This window comes from Paenibacillus sp. J22R3 (assembly GCF_056269305.1).
Map to the genome: position 1 here is coordinate 261,137 of NZ_JBWDNS010000005.1, position 18,257 is coordinate 279,393.

19 protein-coding genes are annotated in these 18,257 nt (G+C 52.7%); 9 read left to right on the top strand and 10 right to left on the bottom strand.

The features are described 5' to 3' along the window. Positions 1 to 8 precede the first annotated feature (8 nt). The 4 genes from AC0YN4_RS22390 to AC0YN4_RS22405 all read right to left on the bottom strand — a co-directional run bounded on the left by AC0YN4_RS22390 (position 9) and on the right by AC0YN4_RS22405 (position 3,799). Complete coding sequence (locus AC0YN4_RS22390; RefSeq protein WP_475782691.1) at positions 9 to 764, bottom strand: ABC transporter permease; 756 nt, start codon at positions 762 to 764, stop codon at positions 9 to 11. A 47-nt stretch (positions 765 to 811) separates the two neighbouring features. Next, a complete protein-coding gene (locus AC0YN4_RS22395) occupies positions 812 to 1,705 on the bottom strand; it encodes an ABC transporter ATP-binding protein (RefSeq protein ID WP_475782692.1) in 894 nt (297 codons plus the stop codon). Between the two features lie 546 nt (positions 1,706 to 2,251). After that, a complete protein-coding gene (locus AC0YN4_RS22400; RefSeq protein WP_475782693.1) occupies positions 2,252 to 3,166 on the bottom strand; it encodes a DMT family transporter in 915 nt (304 codons plus the stop codon). Between the two features lie 174 nt (positions 3,167 to 3,340). Then, a complete protein-coding gene (locus tag AC0YN4_RS22405) occupies positions 3,341 to 3,799 on the bottom strand; it encodes a DUF2269 family protein (protein ID WP_475782694.1) in 459 nt (152 codons plus the stop codon). Between the two features lie 203 nt (positions 3,800 to 4,002). On the opposite strand from AC0YN4_RS22405, the gene AC0YN4_RS22410 reads away from it, so the two are divergent. Continuing rightward, complete coding sequence (locus AC0YN4_RS22410; protein WP_475782695.1) at positions 4,003 to 4,608, top strand: GyrI-like domain-containing protein; 606 nt, start codon at positions 4,003 to 4,005, stop codon at positions 4,606 to 4,608. A 76-nt stretch (positions 4,609 to 4,684) separates the two neighbouring features. Here the strand turns inward: AC0YN4_RS22410 and AC0YN4_RS22415 are convergent, their stop codons facing one another. Both AC0YN4_RS22415 and AC0YN4_RS22420 read right to left on the bottom strand, forming a co-directional pair. Next, on the bottom strand, positions 4,685 to 5,677 hold the full coding sequence (locus AC0YN4_RS22415) for an L-threonine 3-dehydrogenase (RefSeq protein WP_475782696.1): 993 nt from the start codon (positions 5,675 to 5,677) through the stop codon (positions 4,685 to 4,687). A gap of 36 nt (positions 5,678 to 5,713) precedes the next feature. After that, entirely contained in the window at positions 5,714 to 6,901 is a 1,188-nt protein-coding gene (locus AC0YN4_RS22420; RefSeq protein WP_475782697.1) for a glycine C-acetyltransferase, read from the bottom strand. A gap of 169 nt (positions 6,902 to 7,070) precedes the next feature. Here AC0YN4_RS22420 and AC0YN4_RS22425 point away from each other — a divergent pair, with 169 nt between their 5' ends. Further along, on the top strand, positions 7,071 to 7,622 hold the full coding sequence (locus AC0YN4_RS22425) for a helix-turn-helix domain-containing protein (RefSeq protein ID WP_475782698.1): 552 nt from the start codon (positions 7,071 to 7,073) through the stop codon (positions 7,620 to 7,622). Positions 7,623 to 7,659: 37 nt separating this feature from the next. Further along, complete coding sequence (locus AC0YN4_RS22430) at positions 7,660 to 8,748, top strand: M24 family metallopeptidase (RefSeq protein ID WP_475782929.1); 1,089 nt, start codon at positions 7,660 to 7,662, stop codon at positions 8,746 to 8,748. A 454-nt stretch (positions 8,749 to 9,202) separates the two neighbouring features. Here AC0YN4_RS22430 and AC0YN4_RS22435 read toward each other — a convergent pair whose 3' ends face one another. After that, complete coding sequence (locus tag AC0YN4_RS22435; RefSeq protein WP_475782699.1) at positions 9,203 to 9,760, bottom strand: PadR family transcriptional regulator; 558 nt, start codon at positions 9,758 to 9,760, stop codon at positions 9,203 to 9,205. A gap of 206 nt (positions 9,761 to 9,966) precedes the next feature. On the opposite strand from AC0YN4_RS22435, the gene AC0YN4_RS22440 reads away from it, so the two are divergent. From AC0YN4_RS22440 to fdhD, 3 genes are all read left to right on the top strand, one after another. Next, positions 9,967 to 10,332 (top strand): Na-translocating system protein MpsC family protein, encoded by a 366-nt coding sequence (locus AC0YN4_RS22440; RefSeq protein ID WP_475782700.1) that lies wholly within the window; start codon positions 9,967 to 9,969, stop codon positions 10,330 to 10,332. Between the two features lie 120 nt (positions 10,333 to 10,452). Beyond that, the gene (locus tag AC0YN4_RS22445) at positions 10,453 to 12,813 is read left to right on the top strand and encodes an FdhF/YdeP family oxidoreductase (protein WP_475836813.1); all 2,361 of its coding nucleotides are present in this window, start codon (positions 10,453 to 10,455) and stop codon (positions 12,811 to 12,813) included. A 42-nt stretch (positions 12,814 to 12,855) separates the two neighbouring features. Then, positions 12,856 to 13,668 carry a formate dehydrogenase accessory sulfurtransferase FdhD gene (fdhD, locus tag AC0YN4_RS22450; RefSeq protein WP_475836814.1) on the top strand — a complete coding sequence of 271 codons (813 nt, stop codon included), beginning with the start codon at positions 12,856 to 12,858 and terminating at the stop codon, positions 13,666 to 13,668. Between the two features lie 28 nt (positions 13,669 to 13,696). On the opposite strand, the gene AC0YN4_RS22455 is transcribed toward fdhD, so the two are convergent. After that, complete coding sequence (locus AC0YN4_RS22455; RefSeq protein WP_475782703.1) at positions 13,697 to 14,197, bottom strand: glutathione peroxidase; 501 nt, start codon at positions 14,195 to 14,197, stop codon at positions 13,697 to 13,699. 183 nt (positions 14,198 to 14,380) lie between these two features. On the opposite strand from AC0YN4_RS22455, the gene AC0YN4_RS22460 reads away from it, so the two are divergent. Together AC0YN4_RS22460 and AC0YN4_RS22465 are read left to right on the top strand one after the other, a co-directional pair. After that, entirely contained in the window at positions 14,381 to 14,671 is a 291-nt protein-coding gene (locus AC0YN4_RS22460) for a hypothetical protein (protein WP_475782704.1), read from the top strand. Beyond that, positions 14,664 to 15,464, top strand: a complete 801-nt coding sequence (locus AC0YN4_RS22465; protein WP_475782705.1) for a phytanoyl-CoA dioxygenase family protein — start codon at positions 14,664 to 14,666, stop codon at positions 15,462 to 15,464. Before AC0YN4_RS22460 ends, AC0YN4_RS22465 begins: the two co-directional genes overlap by 8 nt. A gap of 92 nt (positions 15,465 to 15,556) precedes the next feature. Here the strand turns inward: AC0YN4_RS22465 and AC0YN4_RS22470 are convergent, their stop codons facing one another. Continuing rightward, complete coding sequence (locus tag AC0YN4_RS22470; RefSeq protein ID WP_475836815.1) at positions 15,557 to 16,333, bottom strand: helix-turn-helix transcriptional regulator; 777 nt, start codon at positions 16,331 to 16,333, stop codon at positions 15,557 to 15,559. Between the two features lie 144 nt (positions 16,334 to 16,477). Here AC0YN4_RS22470 and AC0YN4_RS22475 point away from each other — a divergent pair, with 144 nt between their 5' ends. Beyond that, on the top strand, positions 16,478 to 17,338 hold the full coding sequence (locus AC0YN4_RS22475) for a phytanoyl-CoA dioxygenase family protein (protein ID WP_475836816.1): 861 nt from the start codon (positions 16,478 to 16,480) through the stop codon (positions 17,336 to 17,338). Positions 17,339 to 17,396: 58 nt separating this feature from the next. On the opposite strand, the gene AC0YN4_RS22480 is transcribed toward AC0YN4_RS22475, so the two are convergent. Then, on the bottom strand, positions 17,397 to 18,242 hold the full coding sequence (locus AC0YN4_RS22480; RefSeq protein ID WP_475782708.1) for a helix-turn-helix transcriptional regulator: 846 nt from the start codon (positions 18,240 to 18,242) through the stop codon (positions 17,397 to 17,399). Positions 18,243 to 18,257: the final 15 nt, after the last annotated feature.

The following is an 18,257-nucleotide window of genomic DNA, read 5'->3' on the forward strand; positions in this document are numbered from 1 at the left end:
GCATTCCGTTACACCGCTTCCTGCTTTTTCATTATCCATGATGATACCACCATCAGAACGACTACGTAAATTGCCAGAATGCCGATTCCCGACCAATCCAAGGAATGGCCGCCGATAATGTTCCAAGCCCCTTGCCCGAGTCGGTACGTGGGTGTTACCTCGGCTACCTTCTGCATGGTGGAGGACATCGTTTCAACCGGCATCCACAGACCGCCCACAACAGACAGACCCATATAAGCGACCGTACTCAATACCTGTACGGCATCCGGATTGCGCATTGTGCCGAACAAGGTGCCAAGCGTCATAAACGACAACCCGCCGAGCCAAATCCATGCTCCGCTTGCAATCCAGGTCGAAGCAGGCAAGTCGATACCCTTAGCGATACCGCCAATCAGGAACATCATAACAACGATGAAGAGATTGATGATGGCTTGTGATGCGATTTTCGATACGATATAAGCCCATGATGGAAGCGGGGTAATGCGCAGCATGCGAATCCATCCTTGCGAGCGTTCACGTGCTAAGCGGATACTGTAGGTCGAGAAGCTGGCTCCGATAATGCCATAGCAAGTCATCGACATGAGGTAATAAGCCGACCAGTCCACGCCACCGACAACCTTATTGTCGCCAACGATATTGGAGAACAGGAAGTAGAAAATAATCGGCATGACAATAGAGAAGATAAAGAATCGTTTATTGCGGACCGTACGCAGCAGCTCCGCCTTGCACTGGGCGAGAGTCGCCCTAACCATAGTTCCATTCATTATTTTCACTCCCACTAGTTTATCCCGATCACTCAGGGGTTATTTGACTAATTCGTTGACTGCTGCACGAGCGCTTGGAACGCATCCTCTAGCCCGCCGGTTTGAATTTCGATGTCGCGCATATCAAAGCGTTTCTCAACTAACGCGATAATGAGTCGGTCCGTGTCAGAGCTGTACAGCTTCACTTTGCGACCGCTCCATTCCACATCCGTCACATCCGGCAGTGCAAGCAGCGATTCGGTCGTTACACTGTCACCTGCGATGAACGAGATTACGCGTCCTGTCGTCTCGGCTTTAATCTCGCTTGGCGTGCCATCGGCGATCAGCTTACCGTTATTGATTACGATAATGCGGTCAGCAACGCTGTCGGCTTCGTCTAGATAATGCGTCGTCAACACAATCGTTTTGCCCTTGCCTGCCATCGCTTTGACCGTATCCCAGAACAGCTGGCGCGAAGTGACGTCCATCCCCACAGTCGGTTCATCGAGAAAAATAACATCCGGATCGCCGGCAAGCGCCAGCGCAAAACCAAGCCTTCTCTGCTGCCCGCCCGACAACGCGGTTGCGAACTTGTTCTTCTCTTCTGTCAGGTTGGAAACCTTCAATAGGTATTCGAGCGGCAGCGGCTTCTTGTAGTAGCTGCGGAACAATTCGATGCTCTCGCCTACCTTCAGTCCATCAATTACGCTGACATCCTGGAGCATCGCACCGATTCGATCACGCACTTGCTGATCACGGGGATCGCCGCCAAGCAGCTTCACTGTCCCTTTCGTCGGCTTGTGCATGCCAAGGATCATGGATACGGTTGTTGTTTTGCCGGCACCGTTCGGACCGAGCAGTGCCACAACGGTTCCCTCCGCAATGGATAACGTCAAATCGCTTACGGCCGTTTTGTCTTTATACACCTTGCTGACACCGGTTAGCTGTATTGCAGCTTTCATGATCGTTCACTCCTCATATCGCTTTCTCTGATGTCCTTAGTGTACCGAATGGAGTACCTGCCTGACATCCATGAATGTAATCTGTTTCGCATGACAAATGTCATATCGCTGTAGTTTCCAAAGAAAAGAAATGAATGGAACTTGATTTCCAGCCTAGTTGTGTGTATAATTAGGAGTTGTATCAAGTGTAACCTCTGGTTTTTTCCTCGTATTCGTTGTGATTACCCTTCAAATCACCACACATTCAAATTCCTTTTATTCACGGCTGCTTTAAGGAACACGGATTCACACTGGCGCGGTCGAGGAACCGCAAGGACGTTAGAGAGGTTAGGGCTTTCGTTGCTTTCGTGCACGTTTTTTATTGAAAGTAGGAAGACATTGGCGGTTACGCTTATCATATATTGCGGCGCAAGTTACGACGCCTGCACATAGTGAACATACAAGAAGGAACGAATGACGACGCATTTGGCGCGTTGTACGTCTCTTCAAACCACAAGACCCTCGCTTCTATATGAAGCGAGGGTCGTCCAATTTCTACGGGCTATCTTAATTTATCGGGACCGTATTCCCTTTCTTCTCCAAGCTAATCCACACCAGTCCGGCAATCATGAACACCGTACCGCCCAGCTGCCAGCCGCTGATTTGCTCATTGAAGAAGAAGTAACCTACCGCAACCGCCGAAGCCGGGACGACATAACGGAAGAAATTCGCCCGTGTGGCGCCGATTTTGAACATGCTCGCATTCCACACCATGAACGAGAATATCGTGCAAATCAGCACGTTAAACGCGATAGCCGTATACGAGCTGGACGTTAGCGAGCCCCATTCTACCTTACTCCACGAGCCTAACGTGAACGGGAACATAAACAGCATGCCGAAGGTGATGTACCAGGTGCTGACACGCAAGGCCGAATACGTCTTCATCAGCGGCATACACGCGAGGTTATACAAAGCACCGATGACGCTAACCCCAAGAGCCAGCATATTGCCTACCATATTATCCGAGGAGAGATCAAAGCCCTCCGATCCGCCCAGAATAACTAAGCAAACCCCCGCCATAGCCGCCACACCGCCAACAATCAGACGAGCCGACATCCGCTCCCGCATAAATAACGGTCCAAGCAATGCTGCGAAAATCGGCCACGGTGCCACATTCAACAGCGATGCGTTAGCGAGCGTCGTTAATTTAATCGAGTACATCACCGCGATTTCCAGCCCCGTTACGCCTACCAAGCCGATTGCCGCCAGCTGTAACGCTGCCTTGATCGGTACTCGAACGCTGCCTTCCTTCAGGTAGAGCAAGAGGAAGAAGAATGGCGTAGCGATGGAGAAACGCAGAAAAGCGAACAGAATCGGATCAAAGGTCTCCATCGCTTTACGTGATACGCCGAAATTAGCTCCCCAAATCGCCGAAACCAACACCAAACCAAAGTAATACATCCATTTGCGATCTTGCTTCATTTGGTTATTCGAGCCCCATTCCCGTAAGTTTCCATTGCCAACAGTTTGACGGATTTATGGTTGAAATACAACAAAAAAAATAATCGGCGCTCCGCGTTTGGAGCACCGATCAGGATACCATAAGGTGAGCCGTCCGCCGCCGTCCTCTTCCGAAAGCCGCTCGTAGGCGCAGCTTTAATAAAACGGCTTCAGCACCATGAAAATGAAAAGCAGGGTCCCCATCGCCGTAGCTCCGTAATAGAGCTTGTTAGCTTTGTTCAGCAATCGAACCTGACTGTCGGGAACCACTTGATCTGCGCTTAGCGACTTCGAATTCTCGATCTCCACGCCGAGCTGCTTCGTCACCGGCGCGGCAAAGCCGATTACCAGCACTTGAATCGCGATATAGAGCGCAAGCGAGGCCAGAATCCAGAAGCTGACGAACTCCCATCCGTCCGCGAAAACGAGAATTAGGCCCGTAATGACGGCGAGCGAGCCGCCAATCTTCGGAAACAACTCCAGTTTACTGCCGAGTTTAAACGCTGAGCGCAATTCCCCGACACTGTCTTTCTTGCCAAACAGCGTGTGGATGAAGAACGTTGGGCCTACCCCAATGATGGCTGACATGACGTGGATGAGTACAAGCCATTTCAATTTAACTCACCTCTTCGTGTAATTATTTGGAAAAACCGTCCTATGTATGGAACAAGATGTATATTACCACGTGTTCACTTACAGCTATCTTACGTGCAACTTACACTAAATAATTCCAAATTTACTGACTGCCTTTGTCAGTCATGTAACGTATACTAGAGACTGTGACAACGGCATTATGAGAAGAGCGGGAGGAACGCGAATTGGATAAACTCGACTTAACGAAAGCAGACAAAACCTATTACGGCGCCCGTAAGAAGCCTGAGCTGATTACTTTGCCTAACTTGCCTTATTTGCAAATTACAGGCTCCGGCGCTCCTGAAAGCGAGTCTTTTAAGGCAGCGATCGAGGCGATGTATACAGCGGCTTACAGCATTAAAGCGCTGTGCAAGCAAGCCGAGCAGGACTTCACCGTTGCTAAGCTGGAAGGACAATGGTGGGTAGAGGACATGAGTCTGGATCCGCTCGAAACGCCGCGCGAGCTGTGGCAGTGGACGCTGCTTATCCGTCAGCCGGACTATGTAACCGCCGCTATTGCGGAAGAGGGCTTGCAGATTGCCGTGAAGAAGAAGCCGCTTATACCGGTGAGCAGCGTCAGCTTCGGCCAGCTCTCAGAAGGAACATGCGTGCAAATGCTGCATGTCGGCCCGTTCAGCACGGAGCCGGAAACACTGGCAATCATGTATGCGTACATAGAGCAGCAAGGACTCGCAATTAGCGGGAAGCATCATGAGATTTATTTGTCTGACTTCCGGAAGACGGCGGCGGAGTCGCTTCGGACGATTTTGCGATATCCGGTTGCTAAATGATGAAACAAAAAAACGTTCCTCAGCCGCGCATGTACGGTGAAGAAACGTTTTTGATAGGGGCTGCATTCGTTTTCGTTTAGGAGACTTTCATAATGCTGCTTAGGGGTGAATCACTACTTGATTCGAGATTGCGGGAGGCAATTTGGAACAGCATATCCTGTGCCATCGTCTCCAGCGTGTAGCGTGGCTTGAAGCCCCACTCGTTCCGGGCTGCAGACGTATCGAGGGAGTTCGGCCAGCTCTGGGCGATTCCCTCTCTTATCGGATCAATCTGATAAGTAAGCTTGAACGAGGGCAGCAGCTTTCTGATTTCGGCAGCCAACTGCTCCGGATCTATGCTCATCGCGGAAACATTGTAGGCGTTACGGTGGATCAGCTTAGCGGAATCGGCCTCCATCAGTTGGATGATGGCGTCGATGGCATCAGGCATGTACATCATATCCATGAATGTTCCCTTATTAATATATGAGCTATATTCGCCGCCGCGGATCGCTTCGAAGAACATCGCTACTGCATAATCGGTCGTCCCTCCGCCAGGAGGCGTGAGGTACGAAATCAGACCAGGGAAACGCAAGCCTCGCGTATCAACGCCGAACTTACGATAATAATAGTCGCACAGCAGCTCGCCCGCTACTTTGTTAATGCCATACATGGTGATCGGACGCTGAATGGTCACTTGCGGCGTGAGATCCTTTGGCGAATCCGGCCCGAACACGCCGATCGAGCTCGGAGTAAAGAACTGACATTTCAGTTCTCTGGCTACTTCAAGCGCATTCAAGAGTCCACCCATGTTCAGCTCCCAGGCGAACAGCGGGTTTGCTTCGGCAGTCGCTGACAGAAGTGCGGCGAGGTGGATCACGGTATCTATGTTATATTTGCGCGCGATATCAAGGAAGGCTTGCCGATTGTTCACATCAAGCAGTTCGAAAGGTCCGGCTGCCGCTGCAGGTGCATGGCTTGGTTTAATATCGGTCGCAATGACTTGATCTTCTCCATAACGGGCGCGCAGCGCGGTGACAAGCTCACTGCCGATTTGGCCCGATGAACCGGTTACTAGTATCTTCTTCATATCCGTTTCGCCTCCGAATCCTAAGGTGAGCTTTCCCTACACGCCGATTTGCTTCTTCACATTCTCATAGATGGCGAGCGCCTGATCGAGCATCTCAGTCGTATGTGCTGCCGTTGGCATGTTGCGTACACGGCCTGCGCCCTTCGCAACGGTCGGGAATACGATCGCTTTGGCATATACACCTGCTTCGAACAGTGCCTTGCTGAACTGCTGAGTTTTCACTTCGTCTCCAATAATACACGGAATGATCGGCGTTTCGGTGTGTCCGGTATCGAAGCCGAGCTGCTGCAAGCCATTGCGGAAATACGCGGCATTGCTCCATAGCTTCTCCTGTAGTTCTGCGCTATCGGACAAAATATCCAGTGCAGCGCTGCATGCGGCGGCAATTGCCGGCGGTGTTGCCGTCGAGAATAAGAACGGACGGCTTCTTACTTTCAGCCATTCGATCAGCTCGCGTTTGCCGGCCACATATCCGCCAACGACGCCGATCGCTTTGGACAACGTACCGATTTGAAAATCAACCCGATCGGACAACCCGAAATGTTTAACCGTGCCTGCCCCTTTGCCAAGTACGCCTGAGCCGTGCGCATCATCGACATAGGTGATGAGGTCATAGCGTTCCGCAATCTCCACGATTTCCGGTAGCTTCGCAATGTCTCCATCCATCGAGAACACGCCATCCGTGATGACCATGATTTTGTTATATTGACCGGACGCTCTCGCTTCCTTCGCCTGCTTCTCCAGGTCTTCCATATCCGAATGCTTAAAACGAATGACCTTCGCTTTGGTCAACCGGCAGCCGTCAATAATAGAAGCATGGTTAAGCTCATCAGAGAGAATCGCATCCCCTGCCTCCATTACCGCTGAAATCGCTGCCATATTACAGTTGAAACCGGATTGGTACGCTATAGCGGCCTCCGTTTGCTTGAAATGCGCTAATTTCGTCTCTAATTCCTCGTGAATGTCCATCGTTCCGTTGATCGTACGTACGGCACCGGCACCTACTCCATATTTGCGAAGAGCACGCTCTGCGGCTTGAATGAGTCTTTCATCGCCTGCCAAACCTAAGTAGTTATTGGAGGAAAGATTGATCAGTTCTCGGTTGTTAATATGAATAAGCGGACCGTTGCCGCCTTGCAGGACGTTAATCTCGTTAAATAACCCGTTCTTCTTCATTTCTTCCAAGTTACGCTGCAGATAAGCGGTCAATGATGAACTAGACATAGTCGGCATCCCCATCTCAATTGGTTTAAACATCCATTGGCTTATATTATACATATGTATGTTATGACGCACAATAGTTTTGTATGCTATAACGCACGCAGTGTCTTCGACTTTTGTTCGCGCTTGGGCTACAATAGGTTAAATAGGAGAGCGAAGCAGGAGGCTTTATATGGAGCAGATTCACATCAAACTGGGGCGGAATTTGAAGATGATCCGTCAAACGAGAGGACTCAGCCTGGACAAGGTTGCCGAGCTGACCGGCGTCAGCAAAGCGATGCTCGGTCAGATTGAACGCGGTGAGACAAGCCCGACGATCTCGATTATTTGGAAGATTGCCAATGGGCTTCGGCTTTCTTTTACCACGTTAATTGAGGAGCCTCCTTCTGAGGTTGCGGTTATTACGAAGGAAGATTTGGAACCGCTGCTCGAAGCAGACGGACACTATCGCGTCTATCCGATGTTTCCGTTCGAGCCCACGAAGAAATTCGAGGTCTATTCGGTCGAAATGGATGCCGGATGTACGCATGAATCCGAGGCGCACAGCCCCGGCGTGGAAGAATATATTCTCGTCTCTTCAGGGACGCTCATCGTCGAGATCCAGAACACTTCCTATACAGTAGGAGCAGGCAGCGCCGTTCGCTACGCGGCGGATCAGCCGCATTTGTACCATAATCCCGGTGAAGAGATCGTGCGTTATGATGCGATTATCTACTATCCTTAAATGCTAAGAAATAAATGAAGGAAGGACGATTCATGTTATGAATAATCGTATCGAGCAGCTGGTTGCCTATATGGAGCAGCATGCCATTGACGCCGTACTTATCACCATGCCGAAGCATGTCTATTACTTGACCGGTTTTGCGACCGACCCGCATGAGCGGTTTCTCGGACTGTTGATTCCTCGTCAGGCGGAGCCGCTGTTGATCGTGCCGGCTCTTGATCTGGAAGCCGCGCAGGCTGCATCCTCAGTCACAACCATCCATACGCATACAGACACCGACAATCCATATGAGGTGTTAACTAAGCTTATGCCCGCAGGCGTTCAGTCGCTTGGGCTGGAGAAGGACTATATGACGGTCAGTCGTTTCGAGGCGATCAGCCGTGCCGTTGGTGCGAGCGTCTACGCGGATATCGACGAGCCGCTCCGCGAAATGCGCGTCATTAAGACGCCGGACGAAGTCGTGCGCATGAAGCATGCCGTCCTCATTATCGAGGACGTGCTGCGTGCCGGTATCGCGCAAGTGAAGCCGGGCGTCAGCGAAATCGAGCTCGTCGCCGAGCTGGAGTACCAGATGAAGAAGCTCGGTGCGAGCGGTCCTTCCTTCTCGACGATGGTGCTGGCCGGCGAGAATTCTGCTCTGCCGCATGGCGTGCCGGGTTCGCGGGTGGTGCGCGAAGGTGAGCTGCTGTTGTTTGATCTTGGCGTCTATGCGGATGGGTATGCATCCGATATAACGCGGACTTTCGCGGTTGGCGACATCTCGGAGGAGCAAACGAAGATCTATAACACGGTGCTGGCGGCGAACCTGCGCGGGATCGAAGCCACGCGCCCCGGCGCTACGCTTGCGAGTCTCGACCGCGCGGCCCGCGAGCATATTGAGTCGGCCGGCTACGGCCCGTACTTCATGCACCGGCTCGGCCATGGCCTTGGGATGGACGTGCACGAGTACCCATCCGTGCATGGTCAGAACCAGGACGTGCTGCGCAGCGGCATGGTCTTCACGATCGAGCCGGGCATCTACGTGCCAGGCATCGGCGGGGTGCGGATTGAGGACGACGTCCTCGTCACGGATGGCGGCGCCCTGGTGCTGACGACGTTCCCGAAGGAACTTACGGTGATCGGGTAGGGTCGGCAGCGGACGGGTTGGTTCGGTCAAGGGCTGAGAGTCGGGTTTTCCTACTCTCAGCTTCTCGTGTGGGTTCGGATTGGTTAGTTTAAAGGCTGAGAGTCGGATTTCTCGACTCTCAGCCTTTTTTCGAGGTGGTTTTGGCGGTGAAAGTCGGGTTTTCCTACTCTCACTTTCTCGGGAAGGTCTGGATTGGCTACTTTGGAGACTGAAAGTCGGATTTCTCGACTCTCAGTCTTTATTAGAGTGGTTTTGGCGGTGAGAGCCCCTGAAGGACAGATTGGTTAGTTGTGAGAGCCCTGTATCTGTTATTTCGGCAGTTTCGACACTCTTTTAGCGGATATGCCGCTTACGCTTCCCTTTTCGCCTCCGATTTGCATCTGTAAGCGAAATATCCGCTTACACCTTCCGCGGCGAGCCCTTGTCCGCTTACAGCAAGGCTCCACCGCGAGCCCTATCCCTGCTCACCTTCCGCATTCACGTTAATTAGAGGAATCACCCATTCAATCCAGGACAATTCTTCTTTCAATAAGCCTACCTTGCGCCGGTACAGCAGGTAACGGCCGAATTGCTTGGAGGTTGGATCCTTCACAATTGCGGGGTCGGCCTCCATGATCTCGAGTTCCGCCTCCACTCGCTGCAATCGCTCCATGAGCGCCGCCGTCCGTTCTTTAAACAACCGGAGCGCAATAGCAGGTTCCACCAGTCCGATCGCATACACTTTGAGCAGAAATTCATCGCGCTCGATGCTCTCCCCGGCCGGTGCGTCGTCGATCCAGTTTCGCAGCACTGCAGCGCCATCCTCGGTGATGGTGTACAGCTTCTTGTCCGGCTTCCCCGTCTGCCCGATCAATTCGCAGGTTACCATCTTCTCTTGCTCCAGCATCGCGAGCAGCGGATAGATCTGGCTATGCTTGGCCTGCCAGAACAATTTGAGCATTTTTGTCAACTCATACCCCGTGCACGACTTGCGTGCCAGCATGCCGAGCAGTCCGTATGATAATGTATTCATGAAACCTTTTCCCCCTTAGTGCGCTCTATATGAGAAAAGAGTACCATAACTGCCGCCGAAACGCATGCAAAGCCACAACGTCATTGCCATGAGTGCGCTTTCTTGCTAAGATGATAGCAGAAGCAACAGCCGTTTCACCTTGTTCCGCTCGGTACGGAGCAGCGATCCTGCCACCGATTTTGCGGGTAAAAGAGGGGTAAGTAACTATGAATCAAACGGAAGCGGAATTCAGCAATTTGGTCAAAGCGTTCCGCAAACGGCATATGGGCAAAGGCCCCGGCCGCATTTCGACGACTTTCTGCAAGCACTGGGCCATTTGCGAAATGGAAGGCAATCTATCGCCGGTCGAGAAGTTTATTGCCACCGCGAGCGACGGCAAACAGATGCTGCGCGAAGCGCGAACACAGTGGGTAAAGGACATTTACCGCAACCATCCCCCAACGGAGATGGAGCAGCTGCTAGGCGCACGATTCCTGGAGTTATATGTAGATATCGATATTGACAAAGATTTCGGCATGTCCGTGTTCGTGTTCGATCAAGACATTGAACGCAAATTCGGCAGCAGCCGTTAACGATACGTGTTGGCGCTTGGCAGCGAACCTGCAAGAGACTAACCGCGAAGAGACGATTTTTCTTGGAAAAGAAAATGTCGGACTCGGCGCGGTTTTTTTATTTCGAAGGAGGCACCACTAATGGGTAATACCAAACACACCGGGCCAATCAAACTCCCCGGCAAACCCGATCCGAAGCTATGGGTAAGCAAAGTCCCCTTCGGGCTCGGCAAAGTAAAACCGAAGCATATTCGAGACACGATCAAAGTAATGGCCGATAACCGGGACAATCTGCCGTATGCGATGCGGATCTTGACGCAGGGCGTGTGCGATGGCTGCGCGCTTGGCGTTTCCGGTCTCTACGATCAGACGCTCGCAGGTCCGCATGTGTGCACCACCAGACTCAATCTTCTGCGGCTCAACACCATGCCGGCGATCAAGCCTAATGTGCTGCATGCCGACATCGACGAGCTGCGCAAAATGGACAGCACCGAGCTGCGCAAGCTAGGTCGGCTGCCTTATCCGCTCATCAGGCGTAAAGGCGAGCGCAAGTTCAGCCGTTTATCCTGGGATGCGGCACTCGATATGATCGCGGCGCGAATCCGCCAAATCGATCCGAAGCAATTGGCGTTCTACTTAACGGCGCGCGGCATTACGAACGAGTCTTACTATGCTGCAGCCAAGGTCGCTCGCTTCCTCGGAACGAATAACATCGACAATGCCTCGCGCATCTGCCACTCCCCTTCCAAGACGGCGCTTAAGCGTTCCGTCGGCATAGGCGCATCGAGCTGCAACTACAAGGATTGGATCGGCACCGATGTGCTCGTCTTCTGGGGCAGCGTTGCCGCTAATAATCAACCGGTATCGACCAAATATATGTATGCGGCCAAACGCAAAGGGACGAAAATTATCGTCATTAATCCTTATCGCGAGCCGGCCATGGACGGGTACTGGGTCCCTTCCATCGCAGAGTCTGCGCTGTTTGGCACCAAGCTCGCCGACGACTTCTATCAAGTGAACATTGGCGGCGATATCGCCTTCATGCACGGCATCATGAAGCATTGGTTCGCTATGGAAATGGAGAAGCCCGGCTCAGCCATCGACCGCAAATTCGTCCGTGAGCATGTGAACGGCTACGAGGAGCTGCGGCTGCATGTCAAGAGCCAAGACTGGGCGCAGTTGGAGCGTTCCTCCGGTATCTCGCGTCAGCGGATGGAGGAATTCGCGGAGCTGCTCGCTGCTTCGAAGTCCGGCGTATTCGTCTGGAGCATGGGACTCACGCAGCACCGCTTCGGCACCGACAACATTTCGCAGGTAGCCAATCTTGCGCTGCTGCGCGGTTTTCTGGGCCGCGAATATTGCGGCCTGATGCCGATTCGCGGGCATAGCGGCGTACAGGGCTCCGGCGAAATGGGGGCCGATCCCTTCAGCTTGCCGGGCGGCGAATTCAAGGGCGACGACATCCCTCGTGTCGAGAATGTATGGGGCTTTAAGCTGCCAACGTGGCAAGGCGACATCGTCGGTGTTACGCTGGAGAACGCGCTGCTTCCCGAGGATCATGAGCGGAAGCTGAAGCTGTTCTATACGTCCGGCGGCAACTTCCTGGAAACGATGCCGGAGCCGGATTTTGTCCGTGAATGTTTGGAGTCCATTCAGATCCGCGTCCATCAGGATATCGTGCTCAACACCTCCACGCTGGCTGATGCGAAGGAAGCCGTCATCGTGCTTCCGGCGATGACACGCTATGAGCAGCCTGGCGGCGGCACCTCCACCTCGACCGAGCGTATGGTGTATTTCTCGCCGGAGATCGCCGGTCCTCGCATCGAGGAAGCGCGCACGGAATGGCAGATCTATTGCGATCTCGCTGCGCGCGTAGATCCGGAGCGCGCTGCGCTTGTGCAATTCAAGGACGCGCATGCCCTGCGCGCCGAAATCGCCAAAGCTTCCCCCAATTACGACGGCGTCCAGCATCTGAAGAACAAGGGCGACGTGTTCCAATGGGGCGGCGCTTGGCTGTGCGAGGACGGTGTCTGCCCGACCAAGGACGGACGCGGACGACTCATCCCGGTTGAACTGCCGGAGCTGCGCAGGCCGGAAGGACATTTCTATATCACGTCGCGCCGCGGCAAGCAGTTCAACTCCATGATCTACAGCAACAAAGACCCGTTCAATGCTGCAGATCGGTATGATGTACTTCTGAGCAAGAACGATGCGGCGAAGCACGGAATTACGGAAGGCGAGGCCGTTGTCCTCTACAACAGCAGCGGCAGCTTCCATGGCAGAGCCAAATTCGCCGACATCGCCTCCGGCAATCTGGAGTTGTACTGGCCGGAGTGCAATGCGCTGCTGCCGAAGAAAGTATATGAACCTTATGCCGGGATACCGGAGTACAATACAGCAGTCGTGATGGAGCGAGCGGAAACGTATCATGCGCTGAAGGATACGAGATACGTGGAGAAACGCATCGCGGAGCTGGATCAGGAAATTGCGGACGAGGAGTAACATCGGTTCGAAGAAGTCTCTTACGATAGGGAGGAACCATACATGCTGCCAAGCATCACAGCCAAGTGGCGCATTCGCAAATACAGCGGCGGCGCAGTCTCCCTGCAGGAGGACGACATCGCGACGGAGTATCCGCTGACGGTGCGGCTGGATGGCGAGGAATTTGCCACCATCGTCTGTTCACCAACCGATCTGGAGGAAATGATCATCGGCTTCTTGGCCTCCGAAGGGGTCATCAGACAAGCGGCCGAGATTGAATCGCTTCGTATCGACGAGGAGCGAGGCTTCGTCTACGTCGAGCTCTTTAACAAACACTCGACTAGCAAAGACGAGGTTTCCAAACGATTCATCGGCTCCTGCTGCGGGAAGAGCCGCCAGTTTTATTTTCACAACGATGCCCGTACCGCACGTACGTCGATGAGCCGAATGACGATCTCGCCGGCCCAGTGCAGCGCACTTATTCGATTACTACAAAATAGCTCCGGAGAATTCAAGCTGACCGGCGGCGTACACAATGCAGCCCTCTGCAACGCTACGGAGCTGCTTGCCGTACGAACCGACATCGGCCGCCACAATGCGCTCGATAAGCTGTTCGGCTATTCGCTTCAGCAGCGCGTTGCGATAAGCGATAAAATCATCGCCTTCAGCGGTCGACTCTCTTCCGAGGTCGTACTGAAGGCGGCCAAAATCGGCGTCGGCATTCTGCTCTCGAAGTCCGCACCGACGGACCTCGCGCTCAAGCTCGCCGAGGATCTGGGCATCACATGCGTCGGGTTTATCCGAGGCCATGAAATGAATGTGTATACACATGGTCATCGAATCGTGGATGAACAAAACGAAAGCGAGGGGCGCTAGTGCGCCCCTCGCTTTTTTTGCAGCATGATTAGTGATGAACCGGAGTCTTCGCCTTCTCCAGCAGCTTCTTAATATTCGCCTCAAACTTCAGCGGTTTGGTCGTCGGCGAGTAACGCTTCACGACGCGCCCTTGCGCATCCACCAGAAACTTCGTGAAATTCCACTTGATCCCCGAACCGAACAATCCGGATGCTTCACTCTTCAGATACTTATATAACGGGTCGGCGTTTGGCCCGTTCACGTCGATTTTGCCAAGCAGCGGGAACGTGACGCCAAAATTAATTTGGCAGGTCTCTTCCATGTCGTCATTCTTTACAGGCTCTTGATTCTGGAATTGATTACACGGGAAACCCAGCACGGTCAGTCCCGTATCCTTATACGTTTCGTGCAGTCGCTGCAGCTCTTTGAACTGAGGCGCCAGTCCGCATTTGGTCGCTGTATTTACGATAAGCAGCACTTGGCCGCGGTAATCGGACAATGATTTCTCCTCGCCCTTAACCGTTTGCACCTTAAAGTCGTACACGTTCATGCCACGTCACCTCGTTTATATTTTATACAATATTATTGTAAACAATTTATTAGGGTTTGAAAAGCATGTTTTTCCATCATTATTAATATTGCACAAATCGTTCTTAATTCTGCATATCCTCAGCACACTTTCTAATCCATACAATGAAAACAGAGCACGAACCCATTGAAGGAGGCGTCACACTTGGTTGCCATGAGACAGCAAATCTTGTTTCTGAATTTGACTACACCTGATTTAAAATCCCCCACGATTGCCTGGTCCCTGTACGACGGCGCTGCGCCTGAAGATGCACTGCCCATGAATACCGGAGACTCCAACGAGCCGCCATACAAATCGGTTCTTCATGCCATGCGAGATGGCTGGAATGTCATTCAGGTCCCTTCGCTGCCGCACTATCCCGCAGGTCAGGAGCATGATACCGGCCATCTGCCTTACGAATATGTACTTGAGAGGAAGGTGCCTCTACATGAGTAGCTTGAACATGACACCCGCAGATCCGAAACATCTGCTCACTTCTGCGCAAATGGCGAAGTTCGTCACCGACGGATTCCTGCTGCTGGATGCCTTCATCCCCCAGCATCTGAATGAGTTGGTTTATAAAGAGCAAATTCAGCACAGCCAGGGCCATAAGTTCTGGAATGAATCCGAGCATATCCGCAGCGTGTTCGAATTACCCGAGGTGCAAGGAATCATTCAGAGCTTGGTCGGTCTCGAGCCCGTGTACGACCATTCATTTCAGCATATCGTTCCTGCAAACTACCTGATCTCGCAGGATTGGCATGGCGATTCCATTATCGATGTTCGCCCGCACGCCTTCGATATCCAGCTGTTCTACTTCTCCCACGACGCTCCGCCGGAGATGGGGCCGACCCTCATTCTGCCAGGCTCCCATTTGCGCAAGATTAATACCTTCAGTCTCGCAAGGTACAAAAATATTACCGGTCAACGGCAGCTCGCAGGCAAAGCCGGTTCGCTCGCCATTCTTCATCACGGCATCTGGCACTGTGCGCAGCCGAACTATACGGACAAGACCCGCTACGTCTTCAAGCTCCGCTTGCGTCCGGGCCAGGAGCAGCGCGGTCTGTTCAATCTCGAAGGCTATCGCGAGCCGGAAGTCGCCCGTATTATCCAGCAGGGCTACCAACGCTGGCAGGGCAACGAAGACCGCCTCGATCATATGCAGCGGGCCAAATTGTGGCGTTATGTAACCGGAGACGACACTGTCGATGTATCCTTCGAAGGTGCGCTGACTCGGATGGGCATCTAGCTCGCATCTGGCATCCAACTGCCAGCTAAGCAGTTCTCCAACAACGAATAGAGCCCTCTGCTTCCGCTATCGGCGGATGAGAGGGCTTTTTATCATACCATCGATTCTTGCGTGACCAGGCTCTTGGTCCGCCTCCGATATACGACTGGCTGCACGCCTGTCAGCTCCCTGAACAGTCTGCTAAACTGCGACGTTGTAGAGAAGCCGCAGTCCATCGCAACCACGGCCAGCTTCTTGTCCGTGTTGGCGAGCTCCAGCTTCGCTTGATTGACACGCCGCTGTATCAAATATTGCACCGGCGAGAGACCCGTGCTGCGCTTGAACAGATGCCGGAAATAATCATAGCTGTAGCCGGAGATTTGCGCCAATTGCGGCATATTCAGCTTCTGGCTGTAATTCTCGTCGATGTACAGCCTTGAATGCAGCAGCTTCTCGCTGTCCGGCAGTGCAGATACTCTTTTGCCCGTACGCTCTAATTCGATAATGACAAGCTGCGTGAGGACATCCAGTTTGACGCTGAACAGCGGCTTCTTCTCCATCATTTCATGTTTCATCTGAAGCAGCAGCGTTAATAGCGTCTTGTGTTCATCATCCATATAAATACCGTTGGCAAGCGGAACCGGATAGTCGTCATACGTGAATCCGATAAAAATCACTTCCGTCTCCGTATCATGCCGCTCATCATGCAGATGATCCGGTCTCGTTAACGTAATCGTGTTGGCGCTGTACGGGTACCATTCGCCGTTCAAATTCATCATTCCGGAGCCGCTTACATAATAAACGAGCTCATAGCAATTATGCTTATGCAAGTCCACGTAAGTGCCCTGCTTATGTGTGGAATAGAACAAAAAGTCGAATTGACAATGCATGCTCGGCCCACCTCTCCAAATAACCATTTCGTGCTAGAAAAGAACCGTTTGATTATCGCTGTGGTTGCGTATTCCGTTTACATTTAATGTATTCGAAGCTCATTATACATCCACATAATAGTATTGAGAAGGAGTGCAGCGGACATGAGTGCTTGGCGTGACGGACTTACTGAAGATGAGGTTCAGCGATATTGGGAAGATGGGTTTCTCGTGTATGACGATGCGCTTACAGCAGAAGAGGTCGAGCTCTACCGGACGATTTGTGCAAGTGAAACCGTGATATCCAATCGCTCGCAAGCGATGTATAAGCAAGAAACGGTTCATCTGCTCGGCTTAACGACGATGCATCCGGTGCTGCTGGATTTGGCGAGACACCCTGCCATCGTATCCAAAATCATCCCATTGCTCGGACCGGACATTCAAATTCAGCATTCGAAGCTGGCTACGAAGCCGCCGTCCAAGGGGCTCGGCGAATTCCCGTGGCATCAGGATTTCGCTTTCTACCCGCATACCAACACGGATCTGCTGTCGGTCATGATCATGCTGGATGATGCGACGCCGGAGAACGGATGCATGCAAATGGTCAAAGGAAGCCATAAGCTCGGGCTGCTCGATCATTCGATGGATGGTTATTTTGTCGCTGGCTGCCAGGAACCGCAATATTGGGAGAATGCAGAGGAGCAGACCGTGCAGATTACGCCGAAGGCGGGAGGCATCAGCATTCATCATTGCCTGACGCTGCACGGATCCCCTGTGAATCTGTCCGGTAAGGAGCGAAGAGGCATCGTGATTTCATACCGGGCCGATGATGCTTATCAGCTGGCGGATAACTTGTTCAACGACACGGGCCTCATGGTATGCGGCGAGCGCAAGGAGTTGGTACGGTGCGAGCCTGCGACTTATCGTTTGCCGAAGCGCCATCAGCCGCTCTCGAAGTCCGGAACGTATAGACCTTTCGGAACGGCGTGGAATCAAGTTGGCAGTGAAGTGACCGATTATTCATAGGAACAATAAGCCCTCCACATTCGCCAACCCGGCGATCGTAGAGGGCTTTTATACTCGATTACTGTTGCTGAGGTGATTGCTCGCGCATCACTTTGCGGTAGTCGCTGGGGCTGACGCCGGTGTGCTGCTTGAACATTTTGGAGAATTGATATAACGAGCTGCCAATCCGCTCTGCCGCTTCGGAGACGGACATGTCCGTCGACTGCATCCACTGCTTCGCCTTCTCCATCCGCCGCTGGTTCAAATACTGAATCGGCGAGCAGCCGGTTACCGACTTAAACACGCGAATGAAGTAATTCGGGTGAAAATGGACAAGCTCCGCCAGCTGATCCAGCCTCACGTCATCGGCCAAATGATGATCCAAATAAGCGAGCACCTGACTAACCTTATCCAGAGACCCGCCAGCCTCGGATTGCCGCAGACGCGCTTCGCCTCCCTGCTCCAGAAACTCACACAGTATCTCCTGCAGCAGTAGCTTGGCCCGAAGCATCGAGGTCAGTCCATTCTCCCGATAGTGGCGCACAAGCTCGCCGAACCGCTCCGACGTCGCCGCTTGATCTGGAACATCGACGCAGCTTGGTGCCTCCAGTAGTTGAAAGAGCTCCTGATCGCCGACCTTGGCATTGAAATGGCAGAAGAACTTGCTGAACACCCGATCCTCCAATGTTCGTACCGACAGCATAGTTCCGGCAGGTAAAATGACCAGCTGCCCGCGCTTCGGGTACAACTCCTCATCCCCAATTCGAACATGTCCCCCATCCCCCAGAAAATAATAGAGTCGATTGAAATCCGATAACACATCCATATGGTACCAGCTTGAGGTGCAAGTGAAGAATGCCGCCTCTGATATATGCATGTGCAGGTTCGATATATAGCTGCCCAGCGCTTCTCTTTGCAAGCTCAACAAACCCCGTTCCCA